The 14,496-nt window shown below is 72.4% G+C and carries 13 protein-coding genes; 6 read left to right on the top strand and 7 right to left on the bottom strand.

Annotated elements, in window-relative coordinates; translation table 11 throughout:
* Positions 1-144: 144 nt before the first annotated feature.
* Both HAV40_RS09230 and HAV40_RS09225 read left to right on the top strand, forming a co-directional pair.
* Positions 145-1,002 (top strand): AfsR/SARP family transcriptional regulator, encoded by an 858-nt coding sequence (locus HAV40_RS09230; RefSeq protein ID WP_166380451.1) that lies wholly within the window; start codon positions 145-147, stop codon positions 1,000-1,002.
* Complete coding sequence (locus tag HAV40_RS09225) at positions 999-1,601, top strand: hypothetical protein (RefSeq protein WP_166380450.1); 603 nt, start codon at positions 999-1,001, stop codon at positions 1,599-1,601. Before HAV40_RS09230 ends, HAV40_RS09225 begins: the two co-directional genes overlap by 4 nt.
* Before the next feature lie 100 nt (positions 1,602-1,701).
* Here HAV40_RS09225 and HAV40_RS09220 read toward each other — a convergent pair whose 3' ends face one another.
* From HAV40_RS09220 to HAV40_RS09200, 5 genes are all read right to left on the bottom strand, one after another.
* Positions 1,702-2,631 carry a dihydrodipicolinate synthase family protein gene (locus HAV40_RS09220; RefSeq protein ID WP_166380449.1) on the bottom strand — a complete coding sequence of 310 codons (930 nt, stop codon included), beginning with the start codon at positions 2,629-2,631 and terminating at the stop codon, positions 1,702-1,704.
* Positions 2,632-2,669: 38 nt separating this feature from the next.
* Positions 2,670-3,527, bottom strand: a complete 858-nt coding sequence (locus tag HAV40_RS09215; protein ID WP_166380448.1) for a DUF6807 family protein — start codon at positions 3,525-3,527, stop codon at positions 2,670-2,672.
* Positions 3,524-4,564, bottom strand: coding sequence for a Gfo/Idh/MocA family protein (locus HAV40_RS09210; protein WP_166380447.1), 1,041 nt, complete (start codon positions 4,562-4,564; stop codon positions 3,524-3,526). Before HAV40_RS09210 ends, HAV40_RS09215 begins: the two co-directional genes overlap by 4 nt.
* A gap of 180 nt (positions 4,565-4,744) precedes the next feature.
* Positions 4,745-7,723, bottom strand: a complete 2,979-nt coding sequence (locus HAV40_RS09205) for a sialidase family protein (protein ID WP_166380446.1) — start codon at positions 7,721-7,723, stop codon at positions 4,745-4,747.
* Positions 7,724-7,815: 92 nt separating this feature from the next.
* Complete coding sequence (locus tag HAV40_RS09200) at positions 7,816-8,559, bottom strand: maleate cis-trans isomerase family protein (RefSeq protein ID WP_166380445.1); 744 nt, start codon at positions 8,557-8,559, stop codon at positions 7,816-7,818.
* Between the two features lie 124 nt (positions 8,560-8,683).
* On the opposite strand from HAV40_RS09200, the gene HAV40_RS09195 reads away from it, so the two are divergent.
* From HAV40_RS09195 to HAV40_RS09180, 4 genes are all read left to right on the top strand, one after another.
* On the top strand, positions 8,684-9,448 hold the full coding sequence (locus tag HAV40_RS09195; protein WP_166380444.1) for an HpcH/HpaI aldolase family protein: 765 nt from the start codon (positions 8,684-8,686) through the stop codon (positions 9,446-9,448).
* Positions 9,445-10,347 carry an ROK family protein gene (locus tag HAV40_RS09190; protein WP_166380443.1) on the top strand — a complete coding sequence of 301 codons (903 nt, stop codon included), beginning with the start codon at positions 9,445-9,447 and terminating at the stop codon, positions 10,345-10,347. Before HAV40_RS09195 ends, HAV40_RS09190 begins: the two co-directional genes overlap by 4 nt.
* Complete coding sequence (locus tag HAV40_RS09185; protein ID WP_166380442.1) at positions 10,344-11,447, top strand: N-acetylglucosamine-6-phosphate deacetylase; 1,104 nt, start codon at positions 10,344-10,346, stop codon at positions 11,445-11,447. Before HAV40_RS09190 ends, HAV40_RS09185 begins: the two co-directional genes overlap by 4 nt.
* Before the next feature lie 260 nt (positions 11,448-11,707).
* The gene (locus tag HAV40_RS09180; protein ID WP_166380441.1) at positions 11,708-12,544 is read left to right on the top strand and encodes a M23 family metallopeptidase; all 837 of its coding nucleotides are present in this window, start codon (positions 11,708-11,710) and stop codon (positions 12,542-12,544) included.
* A 3-nt stretch (positions 12,545-12,547) separates the two neighbouring features.
* On the opposite strand, the gene HAV40_RS09175 is transcribed toward HAV40_RS09180, so the two are convergent.
* Both HAV40_RS09175 and HAV40_RS09170 read right to left on the bottom strand, forming a co-directional pair.
* On the bottom strand, positions 12,548-13,456 hold the full coding sequence (locus HAV40_RS09175) for a dihydrodipicolinate synthase family protein (protein WP_166380440.1): 909 nt from the start codon (positions 13,454-13,456) through the stop codon (positions 12,548-12,550).
* Between the two features lie 18 nt (positions 13,457-13,474).
* Positions 13,475-14,449 (bottom strand): ABC transporter ATP-binding protein, encoded by a 975-nt coding sequence (locus HAV40_RS09170; RefSeq protein WP_409364917.1) that lies wholly within the window; start codon positions 14,447-14,449, stop codon positions 13,475-13,477.
* Positions 14,450-14,496 lie beyond the last annotated feature (47 nt).

Genomic DNA, 14,496 nt, shown 5'->3' with positions numbered 1-14,496 from the left:
TCCCGGGACGCCGGGACGGGTGCGCTCCCGGCAGCGCAGGACACCCGGCCCTGTCCTGCGGGCCGCCGTCGCTGATGTGCTCCTGCTCCAACCATCGAGCCGGGGAGAACCATGCACGACGATCGACGACAGCCAGGTGTACAGGTGACGGTGCTCGGCCCGTTCGCCGCGATTCGCGACGGCCGCCCGGCGGCTCTCGGCGGCCGCCGGCAGCGGCTCGTGCTCGCCGCGCTCCTGCTCGCCCGTGGCCGGATGCTCTGCGCCGACCGGCTGCAGGAACTGGCCTGGAGCGACGCGGGGCACGTGGCCAGCCGCGCCACCCTGCACGGGTATGTCGCCCAGCTGCGCCGCGCGCTCGAACCCGGCCACCCCCACCGGGCCGGTGAACTGCTCGTCCGCGAAGGCCCCGGCTATGCCCTGCGGCTGCCGGCGGGTGCGCTCGACGCCGACCGCTTCACCGACGGCGTCGAGCGGGGCAGGCTGCTGCTCGAACTGGGCCACACCGCCGAGGCGCTGTCGACCCTGGACGGCAGTCTCGCGCTGTGGCGCGGCCCGGCGTACACCGGCATCGACGCCGCACCGTTCGTGCTGCCCGAGACCACCCGGCTCGACGGCCTGTACGCGACCGCCGTCGAGCTGCGCCTGGCGGCGATGCTGGACCTCGGACGGCTGCCCGCCGCGCTCAGCGAGCTGGAGGCCGTGGTCATCGAGCAGCCCCTGCGCGAACGCGGCTGGGAACTGCTGGCGCTGGCCCGCTACCGCGCCGGCCGTCAGGGTGACGCGCTCGCCGCGCTGCGCGGCGCCCGGACGCGCCTGGCCGCGGAGTTGGGCGTCGACCCCGGACCGGCGCTGCGCCGGATGGAGACCGCGATCCTCGGCCAGGACGACTCGCTGCAGGCCACCACCTGGCCCGGCCTGCGGACCAGACCTCGCCGCAGCGGCGGCATCGCTGCGGTCACCCGGCTGCGGACGGCCGCCCCGGTGGAAAGCATCTCGGCGTGAAGCACCGTGGGAGTACCGCGCCCGATCGCGGCCGCCGTGCGGCCCGGCACACCGTCACCCGGTGGCGCGAACGTGTGCTGCCGGGGCTGGTCGCCTGGTCGGTGACGCTGGCCGTCATGCTGGTCCCGGCCGCGCCTGCCGCCGCCCGGAGCGGCTACCGGCCCGAGCCGTGGCAGACCTGGACGCAGGAGGGCTGGACCGCACCGGCCGGGCGTTACTGCGCGTTCCCGTTGCAGGTCTCGGTGGTGTCGCAGGACGTCCGCACCAGGGTCAGCGCCCGCTACGGCGACGGCACCGTACGCCTGGAGGAGTTCGCCGGGCCGCTGACCGTCGACTTCACCGACACCGCGACGGGGCGCTCGGTCCGCCGCGACGCGGGTGGCTCGGGAGTGCTCGAACACCGGCCCGACGGCAGCTGGCTGCGGTACACCATCATCGGCCCCGCCGGATTCGGTTTCCGCCCCGGCGACCGATACCCGCTGGGCTACTACCTGCTCGACGGACTGCACGTCATCGCGCTCGATGCCGCGGGCGTGCGCAGCATGCGCGTCGCGCTGGGAGACCAGGAGAACGTCTGCGACGCCATCGCCGCCCGCTGACGGTCAGGGGCGGCAGGTGTGCGCCTGGTGACGGCAGTCCGTCGTGACGCGACGGCGGCGGGGCGCCGGCGATGAGCCCGCGTCCCGCCGCCGTGGCGGTTCAGGCCGGTAGCAGCCCGACGGCGGACAGGCCCGCCCGGATGTCGTCCTTCTCGGCGTCGGTGAACGGCATCACCGGCGGGCGGGTCAGGGCGCTGGGCAGCAGCCCACGCTGGAACATCGCCTCCTTCATGCGGGCGTGCGAGGCCGCGGAGGGCTGCTCCATGCGGTACACGGCCTGCTTGAGGGTGTAGATGCGGTCGTAGACGGCCACGGCCGCGGTCAGGTCCTGCTTCTCCACGGCGCGGACCAGCGCGACGATCAGGTCGGGCACGAAGCAGCCGAAGCCGACGAGCGCGCCGTCGATGCCCTGGGTGAGGGTCGGCAGCAGGTACTCGTCGTGGCAGGTCAGCAGCGCGACCTCGGGTGCGGCGGCCTTGAGCGCGCGGACGTCGACCTCGTACTGGGCCATGTCCCGGTTGCCCATCTTGACCGCGTGCACGTTGTCGATCGCGACGAGGTCGAGCAGCTCGCGGGTGCTGTAGGTGGCCTTGGTGTTGTTCGGGTACTGGTGCACGATGATCGAGATGTCGACGGCGGCGGCGACGTCGGTGAAGAACGACACCGCCGACTCGGGCTGGCGGCCGAAGCGCAGCCAGGAGTGCGGGGGCATGAGCAGGATGCCGTCGCCGCCGGCGGCCTGTACGGCCTCGGCGTGCTGGCGGGCCTCGATGGTGCCCTCGGCGCTGACGCCCGAGACGACCTTGACCCGGTCGCCGACCTCGGACACGGCGATGCGGACCGCTTCGGCGCGCTCCTCGGGCAGCAGCGAGCTGATCTCGCCGGTGTGGCCGTTGACGACGACACCGGTGATGCCGTCGTGTCCGGCGACCCAGCGCAGCAGGGACCGGAACCCTTCCTCGTCGATGCGGTAGTCGTCCTTGAACGGCAGCAGCACTGCCGGGTAGACGCCGCTCCAGCGTTTGGTCACTGCGCTCCACTCTCCTTGGCTCGAACCGTCGTGGGTGTTCACTGGGCGATCCAGTGCCGGGCGCGCTCGTCGGTGAGCGGCCGGTCGTACGCGGCGACCCGCAGGCCGACCGTCCAGCTGCCGCCGGCGTCGAGGACGACGTCGTCGTGGCGGGTGGCGTCGTACATGGCCATGCCGTAGTCACGGATGAACCACACGCCGGGGGCGCTGCCGGCCAGCGGCGTCATCAGCACGCCGTACGCGCCGTGGCCGGTCAGCTCGTTCTCGTAGGCGACGTACGCCGAGGGCTGCTCGTGCAGGTCGTCGGAGCGGCCGCGGCGACCGGCGTCGCCGATGACGACGCCGCCGAAGTCGGGCAGCAGCCGGGGTTCGACGCGCATGCCGATGCTGCCGAACTTGGTCGCGGCGAGGGTGACCGGCCCGTACGCGGCGGTCTTGACGCTGGTCATGTCACACAGCGTCGCCCCGTCGCCGAGGTGGAAGTCGACGCGGCGCAGCTCGTCGAGCACGGGTCGCTCGTCCTCGTCGCGCCATACCAGCGGCAGCTCGAAGCGGACGCCGTCGGCGTACGGCTCGACCTTCAGCGGGCTCTCGGCCGCCATCCGGCCGACGGCCTTCTGCAGCGGGTCGCCGGCGACCCGGTCGGGCGGGGTGGCCCAGAAGTTCGCGGTGCGGCCGACGGCGAGCACGGGGCTCTGTCCGACGAAGAAGCCGCTGTGGAACGGGTGGTCCGGCGGGGACTCCTGCAGCACGGTGATGCCGGACGGGGTGTAGAGGGGGAAGACCCACGGCCGGTAGTGGCTGACGGCGAAACCGCCGAGCCAGCGCTGGGTGGCCACGTCCATCACGTAGTGGTTCTGCTTGTTCTCCACGACGGTGAACTGGTGCTCGCTCACGGCTGGCTCCCTTCGGCGAACGCGGCGGCGTAGCGGGGGTTGGCGCGGACCGCGACCGGTGCCCCGCCCTGGGCGATGGAGTCGATACCGGCGCTGAGCAGGGCGACCACCGGCAGGTTGCGGCGGGCGCTGAACGCGGGCTCGGTGCCGCCGTCGACGTAGTCGCTCCACTGCGCGGCGAAGACGTCCCACGGGTTGACCGCGGGGAAGTCGCGGTCGAGGTCGCTGGGGCCGAAGTCCTTGCCCGCCGGGGCGTACTCGTTGGTCATCGTGTCGATGGACATGTGCTGGCCACGGCAGCGCACCGCGCCGGTGGAACCTTCGACGCGGACCTCGTAGTTCGGTGCCTGGGCGGAGAAGCCGCCCTGGTAGAGCACGTGTACGCCGCCGGAGTAGCGGATCAGGGCGTTGACGGTGCAGGGACCGTCGTACTTCGACCAGGACGGGGTGAACCCGTCGCAGGCGATGGACTCGGGGACCGCGCCGGGCAGCAGCGCGGCGAGGGAGTCGAAGTGGTGGCAGGCCATCTCGTACAGGGCGGGCTGGGCCATGCCGGTCAGGTTGGCCGGGTTGGGGCGGGGCTTGGAATTGAGCAGGTTGACCGATTCGACGCTGCCGACGCCGCCGTCGGCCAGGAACCGGCCGAGGGCCTGGTAGTGGCGCATGAATCGCATCTGCTGGCCGACCGACAGGGTCAGGCCGAGCCGGTCGGCGAGCCCGACGAGCGCGACGGCCTGGTCGAAGTCGTTGGTGATCGGCTTGGCGACCAGCACGTGCGCGCCGGCTTCCAGCGCCGGGACGACCTGCTCGTAGTGCAGGTGCGAGGGGGTGTTGATGATGACGGCGTCCGGTTCGACCGCTGCCAGCGCCTCGGACAGACCGGTGAAGCCCGCGACGCCGGGGCGGGTGGCCCGTACGTCGTCGAGGGCTTCGGGCCGCACGTCGACGACTGCCGACGTCTCGTACCAGTCGGTGGCATCGAGCGCGCGCAGCATGATCCGCGAGACGGCTCCCCAACCCACCACGACACAACGCACGGTCGTGCCCCTTTCCGATGAACAGTCATTGATCTTCATTGGACCAGGTCCGGCCTTGTTGGTTTATGGTATACCAAAAGACCGCCACTGGGAATGCCTGGTCCACCAGCGAAGACGCGCGGCCGGGAGCTTGGCCCTCCCGGCCGCGCGCCGACCAGCCCGCGGGGGTTTACGGGCTGGTCAGGGAGAAGGTCTGCACGAGGATGTACTGTCCGGGGTCGGCGGGTAGTCGTCGTCGCCGCCGTTGTGGCTGACCACGATGATCTTCCCGTTACCGCCGTCCTGGATGCTGCGCGGGTAGTACCGCGCGTAGCAGTTGTAGGTGGAGCCACCGGCCGCCGCGCAGTCGGTGGTGGTCGTCGGCGAGGTGAACGGCAGCAGCGTCCAGGAGCTGCTGCCCGCCTGCGCCTGGGCCATGGTCAGGTACCAGGTGCCCTTCGCGTAACCGCCGTCGGTCGCGCTCGATCCGATGTAGAGGATCGCGCCCTGCGAGGTGCGCAGCAGCTCCGGGTGACCGCTGTGGCCGAACGGCGTGTCCGACACGTCCGTCATGACCCAGCCGGACCCGCTCTTGACCAGCAGCGCCTGCTCGGGCAGCCCCGCGCTGCCCGCCGTGCGGAACACCGCGATCAGGTCACCGCTGTCCAGCTCGGCCACGTCCCACTCGTTGACGTACGGCGCGGTCGTGCCCGCCGCCACGGTCAACGCCTGCGACCAGGTCGCGCCGTCATCGGCCGACACCATGATGAGGTGGTGCGCCGGCGTCGACTTCACCCGCGAACCGGCCGGGGCGTCCCAGCGCTGGCCGATCGCGATGAGCCGCCCGTCGGTCAGCCGCCGGATGCGGCTGATCTGGTAGGTGTAGGTCGCCGGGCTCAGCAGGTACTGCGGGGCCGACCAGGCCGTCGCCCCCGGCGCGAGCTTCTGCAGGAACGCGGTGGCCTGCACGCCCAGGTCGTACTGGAAGTCCTCGCCGTTGACGCGCCGGATCAGCGTGCCGTCGTCGAGCTGGATGCCCGCCTGCGGCGTGAACGGCACCGCGTACGCGGTCGGGCAGCCCGAGCCCGAGGTCGCGCCCGACGAGGTGCAGCCCGCCGTCGAGGTCGCCGTCAGCGCGCCGTCCAGCGGGGTCACCACCAGGTCGTCGACGCCGCTGTGCGGGTAGACGTAGTTCCACGTCGCGCCGTGGTCGGTGGAGCGCATGTACTGCAGCGTCGTGGTGGCGTTCCAGGCGTCCTTGTCGGCGAGGTAGCCGCTGCCCAGCCGGCTCTGCACCCAGGCGGGCGCGCCGCTGCCCTTGGCGCCCGCGCTCTGGATCCACGAGATCCAGATGCTGCCGTCGGCCGGGTTGACCCACTCCCCCACGAACGAGGTGTACGGCGCACCGGCCGGGTTGGCCACGACGGCGCGGGTGTAGCCGGTCGCGGTGTACGACGCCGGGGCCGGGGCGCTGGTGATGACGGCCGTCGCGCCCGAGGACGCGGTGGTGGAACCGGTCGCGTTGGTCGCGGTGACCTTGACCTTCAGGCGCCCGCCGACGTCGGCCGCGCTCGCGGTGTACGTCGACGCGGTCGCGCCGGAGATGTCCACACACGACCCGCCGGCGCTGTCGCAGCGCTGCCAGCGGTAGGCGTACGAGGTCGGCGAGCCGGTCCAGGTCCCGTTCGCGGCGGTCTGCGTCGCGCCCTGGTTCGGGGTGCCGCTGATCGTCGGGGCCGAGGTGTTGACCGGCGGGGTCGGGCCGCCGCCGCCCGTGGTGTACGTGACCGTGACGGTCACCGCGTCGACCTTGGCGAACGCGCCGTCGCTGTCGACGTTCTGCACCGCCAGCACGACGCCGAAGCCGGAGTTGACGACGTCGGCCTGGGTCAGCGTGGTGCCCCACAGGTCGGACGCCGACCCGTAGACGGCCACGGCGTCGGAGGTCGGCCAGGTGACGCCGGTCGCCGCGTGCTCGGTGCCGACGATGGTGCCCGCCTTGACCAGCTTGATCGAGGCGTCGCGCAGGTCGCCCGCCGAGCCCGACGCGCGGCGCTCGACGGCCACGGTGACTCCGGAGACCGTCGCACCGGACGGCACGGCCAGGCCGAAGTTGGTCAGCTTCAGGTAGTTCGAGGTGCTGCCGGCCAGGGCCGCGTACGCCCAGACGTCGTTGGGGGTGCGGGCGTCGGCGGGGCCGGTCCAGGCCACGGTGCCGATCCCGGTCGCGCTGACGATGGTGCCGGGCGCGGTCGGCGGGGTCGCACCGCCGCTGCCCGATGCCGTCACCACGGCGGTGACCGCCGACGAGGCGGTGTTCGCGCCCGCGCCGTTGGTCGCGGTGACCCGCGAGCGCAGCCGCCCGCCGACGTCGACCCCGGCCAGCACGTACGACGAGGCCGTCGCGCCGGAGATGTTCGCGCAGCTCGCACCGGCGCTGTCGCAGCGCTGCCACTGGTAGGTGTAGGTCGGCCCGTTGGTCCATACGCCGGTGCTGGTGGTCAGGGTCTGGCCCTGCTGAGCCGTGCCGCTGACCGCCGGGGCGGTGGTGTTGACCGGCGCGCTCGCCCCGCTCGGGGTGTAGGTGACCGAGATCGTCACGGCGTCGACCTTGGCGAAGGTGCCGTTACCGTTGAGGTTCTGCACGGCCAGCACCGCGCCGAAGGTGGCGCTGGTGACGTCGGCCTGGGTCAGCGTGGTGCCCCACAGGTCGCTCGCCGAGCCGTACATGGCGGTGGCGTCGGAGATCGGCCAGGAGGTGGCGGTGTCGGCGTGCTCGGTGCCGGTGATGGTGCCGCCCTTGACCAGCTTGACGCTGACGTCGCGCAGGTCGCCGGACGAGCCGGAGGCCCTGCGCTCGATGGCGACGCTGACGCCGTTGACGGTCGCGCCCGCCGGGACGGCGAGCGCGAATCCGGTCACCTTGAGGTAGTTCGAGGTGGAGCTGTTGAGGCCGGCGAAGGTGTAGAGGTCGTCGGTCTCCAGGGCGTTGGCCGGGGTGCTCCAGGCCGCGGTGCCGATGCCGGTGACGCTGGCGGCCGTGGCGGGCTCGGTCGGGCCGGTGGTCGCGGCACCGGCCGGGACGGCCAGGCCGACCACGGTCAGGGCGGCCACGCCGAGGACGGCGACGGCGGCGCGGGCGCGCCTGCGGAAGGGACGGTGGGGGGCGGATCTGATCATGTGCACGCTCCAGTGCCTACGACCCCGGGGGCAGGGCCGAGATCATCCAATTGGAGCGATGGTAGACCAGAGTTCGGTTTATTTGTATACCATCAAGCCAAGTTTGGTTTTCGATCGAGACGCGGGCTGCTCAGCAGCCGCCCGAACCCCCGCACCGGCTCCCCCACGTGGACGGCGCGCAGCGCGTTCCACAGGGTCGCCTGGTTGCTGCTGACCACGTTCAGGCCGGTGTCCCACTCCAGCGCCTCGATGACCTCGAACGTCCGGGTGTTGCCGCAGGTCAGCAGCAGCGTGTCGACCTCGCCCGCATCGATGGCCCGCAGCGCGACCTCCCGGCCGAGCCGGTAGAACACGTGCGGCTCCTCCGCGCCGAACTCCGCGCTGTGCGTCTTGGCCAGCCCCTGCGCCGCGACCACCTCGAAGCCCTCCCCGGTCAGGTAACCGGCCAGCTCGGCGTTCTGGTGCTCCGGATACGGGGTGCCCAGCGCGATCCGGCGCGCGCCCGTCGCCCGCAGCGCCGCGACCACCGAGCCGAGCACGGTCAGCGCCCGGATGCCGGTGGCCGCCTCGATGCGCTCGCGGATCTCGGCCTCCCGGCCGATCGCTGCCAGGGTGCTGCACTGCACGATCACGTCGACCTGCGCGGTGGCGACCTCCCGCGCGGCGCGCTCCAACTCCTGCAGCATCTGGTCGTGGCTGGCCCGGTCGTTGCGCTCCATCCGGTACCGGCTGCCCACGAACGAGACTCCCGGCGGGGCGGCCGCCCGCCACTCCTCCATCCCGACCGTCGCCGGGGAGGGGTTGAGGTGACCGATCCGCGCTCGCCATCCGTACATCCGCCCAGGTGCCCTTCTCGCGACGCCGATCGGGACGACCGGCGTGATCATCGCATGGTACACAGCGGATGGTCTTATGGTATACCTGAAACCACCTTCGCGTCCTGACCTCTGGAGCACCCCCATGCACCTGCGCGCCGCCCTCCGCGAACGCCGCCCCCTCGTCGGCTGCTGGCACCTCGTCGAAGACCCCACCGTCACCGAGGCCCTGCGCAACGTCGACCTCGACTTCCTCGTCTTCGACCAGCAGCACATCGCGACCACCACGGTCAGCCTCCAGCAGCGCTTCCTCGCCTTCCGTGGGGCCCGCCCCGCCGCCCTGGTCCGCGTCCTGCGCAACGACACCGCCGAGATCGGACACCTGCTCGACCTCGGCGCCGACGGCGTCATCGTGCCCATGGTCGACACCGCCGACCAGGCCCGCCAGGCCGTCGCCGCCGCCCGCTTCCGCCCCGAAGGCGTACGCAGCCTCGGCCCCGGCCGCGCCCCCATGAAGTACGAGGGCGGCTACGCCGAGTTCCTCCAGCACGCGAACGACAGCGTCGTCATCGTCCAGATCGAGACCGTCGAAGCCATCGCCAACCTGCCCGAGATCCTGGCCGTGCCCGGCCTCGACGCCGTCATGGTCGGCCCCGGCGACCTCGCCGTCTCCCTCGGCCACCTGCACGACCCCGACCACCCCGACGTCGAGCAGGCCATCCAGACCGTGCTCGACGCCTGCCTGGCCGCCGACGTCCCGTTCGGCCTGTTCACCGCCGATCCCGCCACGTCCCTGAAGTGGATCGGCCGGGGCGGCGTCATCATGAACTGCCGCGCCGACATCGGCCTGCTGCTGTCCGGCGTACACGCCCTGGCCGCCGAGCTGCGTGCCGGGCTGCCCACGCCGTGACCGGCTACGTCGCGGCCCTCGACATCGGCGGCACGACGATCAAGTCCGCCCTCCACCACGGCGTGACCACCACCGCACACCACCGCCGACCCACCCCCCGGCAACTCGGCCCCGAAGCCGTCGTCGCCGCCGTGCTCGACGAGGCCCGCGCCCTCGTCGAGCACGGCACCGCCCGCCACGGCACCCCACCGGCCGCCCTCGGCGTCGCCTGCCTCGGCATGGTCGACGAACACACCGGCACCGCCGTCGCCTCCAGCGCCATCGGCTGGCACGACGTACCGCTGCGCGAGCTGCTCGCCGCCGCCACCGGCCTGCCCGTCACCGTCACCAACGACCTGCGCGCCGCCGCCCACGCCGAAGCCCGCACCCGCGACGACGACGACTTCCTGTTCGTCGCCGTAGGCACCGGCATCGGCGGCGCGATCGTCACCGGCGGCGACGTCCGCACCGGCGCGCACCAGCGGGCCGGGGAGATCGGCCACCTGACCGTCCACCAGGGCGGCTACCGGTGCGGGTGCGGCGCGCACGGCTGCCTGGAGGCCGAAGCGTCGGCGTCGGCGGTCGCGCGTCGCCATCACGCCGCCACCGGCGGGCAGGCCACCGCCCGCGACGTCGCCAGGCTCGCGGCAACCGGCGACACGGCAGCCGCCGCCGTCTGGCAGACGACCGTGAGCCGCCTCGCCACCGGTCTGTCCATGGCCGCGACGCTGCTCGACCCCGGCGTCGTCGTCGTCGGCGGCGGCCTGTCCCTGGCCGGGGAGCAGCTGCTCGGCCCGCTGCGCGAGGCGTTCGAGCGCCGATTCCGGATGCCCCGCCCGCCCCGGCTCGTACTCAGCACCCACGGTGACGAGTCGGCCTGCGTCGGGGCCGCCCTGATGGCCCTGGAGGCCCGCGCATGACGGCAACTGTCCTTTCCGGAACCCTCATCCTGCCCGACGGCCCGCTTGACGGGTGGCTCCGCATCGAGGACGGCCTCATCACCGACCTCGGTTCCGGCACCGTCGCAGGCGCGCAGCACACCGACGGCTACCTGCTGCCGGGGCTGGTCGACATGCACTGCCACGGCGGAGGCGGCGGCGCGTTCGAGGTCGGCGAGACCGCGGCCCGCCGCGCCGCCGCCTTCCACGCCGCGCACGGCACGACCACGGTCGTGGCCAGTCTCGGCTCCACCACGCACCCGGCGCTGCTCGACCAGGTCCGCGCGCTCGCCCCGCTCGTGCGGGACCAGACCATCGCCGGAGTGCATCTCGAAGGGCCATACCTGAGCACCACCCGGCGCGGCGCGCACTCCCTGGACCACGTACGGACACCGGACTCCCGCGAGCTGGCCGAGGTCCTTGCCGTGGGCGGCGTCAGGATGGTCACCGTCGCGCCCGAGCTGCCGGGCGCCGCCGAGATGATCGCCGGGCTGCCCTGCGTGGCGGCTCTCGGCCACACCGACGCCACCTACGCGCAGGCCACCGCCGGGATCGCCGCCGGGGCGACGGTCGCCACCCACCTGTTCAACGGGATGCGGCCCGTCCACCACCGCGACGGCGGGGTGGCGGTGGCGTGCCTGGAGGACGAGCAGGTGACCTGCGAGCTGATCTGCGACGGCCACCACGTCAGCCCGGAGATGGTGCGGCTCGCGTTCCGGGCCGCGCCGGGCCGCGTCGCGCTGATCACCGACGCGTGCGTGGCCGCCGGGATGCCCGACGGGGACTACCGGGTCGGCACCGAACCGGTCCGGGTCGTCGCGGGCGAGGTGCGCACCACCGACGGCCGCTCGCTCGCCGGAAGCGGGCTGACGCTGCTCGCGGCCGTCACCAACGCGGTCCGCTTCGGCATCGCGCTCGCCGACGCGGTGCACGCCGCCTCGGCCGTGCCCGCCGCCGCCCTCGGACTGGCCGACCGTGGCCGCCTGGCAGTGGGCCTGCGCGCCGACCTGGTGGTGACCGACCGAGCCCTGCACGTACGCCGGGTGCTTCGGCAGGGACGGTCCGCAGGCAGCGCGGCCTGATCATCAGGGTGACCTGACACCACTACTGCGGCCAAGAGTTCCAAGATCTGTTTTTGTGGACGTCGACGGCCCCTATAGGGGCAGCCGGCGTCCACAAAAACGGATCATCGCAGTGAGCGGACCGCGCATCGCCATCAAGGGGAGGCGGCCGGTGCCGCCGATGCGCTCTGTTCGTTCTCGTCAGCCAGCAAGCGGGCGGCTGCCCGAACCGTCTTCGAGAAAGCCTTGCCGTTTAGGGGAACCGGCCTTAGGTTGCATTGATGATCCTCAGTGACGGGCCGCGCCCCGACCCTCCTCAGGATGCCGATGCCGACCACGGCGGTCTGCGGCCCGAGGAGCTCGGTGGCATCGCCTACCTGCGGGGACTGTCCAGGCGAGGGTTCATCACCGGCGCCGCGCTGGCGGCGTCCGGAGTGTCGGCGGCGTTCGCGCTGCTGCCCGAATCCGCCCAGGCGGCCGGCAGCTACCAGCGGCCGTGCGGGATCGTGAGGATCTCGAGTTCCTGGCAGGACCACCGCAACCGCACACCGCCCTCGGCCGAGCCGGGCACCGACTACGCCGTCGGCGTCGGCACCCCCGTCATGGCCGCCGCGAACGGCACGATCCGCCTCGTGAAGACCGACACCTCCGGAGGAACCGGCCGCGTCGTCGGGATGGCCCACGACGACGGCAACTACTCCCGGCACCTGCACCTGTCGAGGATCACCGTCGCCACCGGCCAGCGCGTATCGCGAGGCCAGACCATCGCCTACACCGGCGCCTCGGCCAACGGCAGCGACAGCGGCGTCGGACCGCACGTGCACACCAGCCTGTGGCTGAACACCGCCAACCCCACCAACTTCCGCGCGACGGTCGACTTCGAGACCTACGCCGGGAACGTCACCACCCCGACCCCGCCTGACCAAGAGGTAGCCGACGTGTTCATCGCGAATGTCAAGGGCAACTGGTATCTCGTCGTGCCGCAGGGCACCAACAAGCCGCGGGCGGTGGTCCTCGGCGGCGACAGCAACGCCGCCGGCTCCGGCATCCCCGTCCTGCACTTCACCTGGGACCCGTCGGTCAACGCGCTCAAGGCAGCGGTCGACGGCATCGCCTGACGGTCACGGCATCCAGTGCGGATAGCGCTCGGTGACGGCTGCGGCGAACGCGGCGTACTCAGCCTCGGTCGCACCCCGGTAGGGCGCGAGCAGCCGCAGCGGAAAGCGTTCGTCGTGCACCCGGTTGAAGCACTTGTCGTACGCCCCGTCGATGCGCCCGCCGCCGAGCGCCTCGACCAGCGCCGCCGTGATCCCGCCCAGCTCCGCCGACAGCTGCTCGACCGTGTCCAGGTCACCGCCCGCCCCGGCGGCGAACAACTCGCCCGCGAGCGCCGGGTTGATCGACGACATGGACAGCAGCAGTCCCGCCTCCGGGTGCCCCTGCCGGATCGCCGCCGCGTAGCCGGGTTCGGTCAGGTAGTGCCGCAGCTGTGGCGCGAGCGTGAACAGGTCGTCGAGCGTCTGCCCGCTGGCCCCGGCGTTCTTCGTCGCCACCAGGTTCGGGTGTCGATCGCTGAGCACCGCGTATTCGGCGGGCGTCACGATGCGCCGGGCCCGGGGCAGGTTGTAGTGCAGGAACGTCAGCTCCGGGAACCGCCCCACGGTCTGGTCGAAGAACGCGCCCAGTTCGGCGTCGTCGAGCGCGCTCCAGCTGGGCAGCGACAGCTGGAACGCGGTGACGCCCCGTGCCGCCGCCCGCTCGATGCGCTCCACTACGGTCCCCGTCGACAGGCTGATCACCCCGACCATCGGTGACGCGCCCGCCATCTCCTCGGCGAACACGGCCACGATCTGGTCGTACTGCCGGTCGGTGACCGCGTGGCCCTCCCCCGCCGTCCCGAACAGGTACAGGTGGTCCAGGCCGTGCCCGCGCTGGAAACGGATGCTGTCACGGAACACGTCTTCGAGCAGTTCACCCTGTTCGGACCAGGGCACGCAGCAGGTCGCGAGCATGGTGTGGGGGTAGCGCATGGGGTTCGGCTCCTGTGGTCAGGCGGGGCGCAGGCTGAGCTCGTCGGTGCGGTGGCAGGCGGCCAGGTGCCCGGTCGACGTCTCGCGCAGCGGCGGCATCTCGTTGCGGCAGAGGTCGGTCGCGTACGGGCAGCGGCTGCTGAACGGGCAGCCGGGCGGGGCGTCGCCGGGGTCGGGCAGTTCGCCGCGCGCGGTGACGGCGGTGCGCTGGCCGCGCTGGCGCGGGTCGGGTTTCGGGATAGCGGCGAGCAGTGTCTCGGTGTACGGGTGGCGCGGGTTGCCGTACACCTCCTCGGTCGTTCCGAACTCGACGATCCGGCCCAGGTACATGACGGCGACGCGCTGGCACAGGTAGTCGACGACACCCAGGTCGTGGGTGATCATCAGGTAGGTCAGCCCCGCTTCGGCCCGCAGATCCTCCAGCAGGTTGAGGATCTGTGCGCGGACCGACACGTCCAGGGCGGACACGGCCTCGTCGGCGATGACCAGGCGCGGGTCCAGGGCCAGGGCGCGGGCGATGCTGACCCGCTGGCGCTGGCCGCCGGAGAACGCGTGCGGGTAGCGGCGCATGAACTCCGGGCGCAGCCCGACGCGGGTGAGCAGGTCGGCGACCCGCTGCTCGCGTTCGACCCGGTCGGTCATGCCGTGCAGCAGCAGCGGCTCGGAGATGATCTGCAGCAGGTTCATCCGAGGGTTGAGCGAGGAGTACGGGTCCTGGAACACCAGCCGCACCTCGCCCTGGTAGGGCTTGAGCTGCGAGCGGCGCAGCTTGGCGGCATCGATGACCTGCCCGTCGCGGCGGCGGTAGTGGATCTGCCCTGAGGTGGGTTCGTAGGCGCGCACGATGCACCGGCCCAGGGTCGACTTGCCGCAGCCGGTCTCGCCGACCAGCCCGACGGTCTCGCCCTCGTGGATGGTGAGGTCGACGCCCTCGACGGCACGCACATTGGACACGATCTTCGCGCGCAGGCCAGCACGTTTGATGAAGTGCATGCTCAGGTCACGCACCTCCAGCAGCGGCCCGGCGACGGGCACGGCCG

It is taken from the genome of Catellatospora methionotrophica (assembly GCF_011297335.1).
GTDB classification, from domain to species: Bacteria; Actinomycetota; Actinomycetes; order Mycobacteriales; family Micromonosporaceae; genus Catellatospora; species Catellatospora methionotrophica.
Note: the sequence above shows the minus strand (reverse complement) of the source record. Positions and strands in the feature narration are given on the sequence as shown.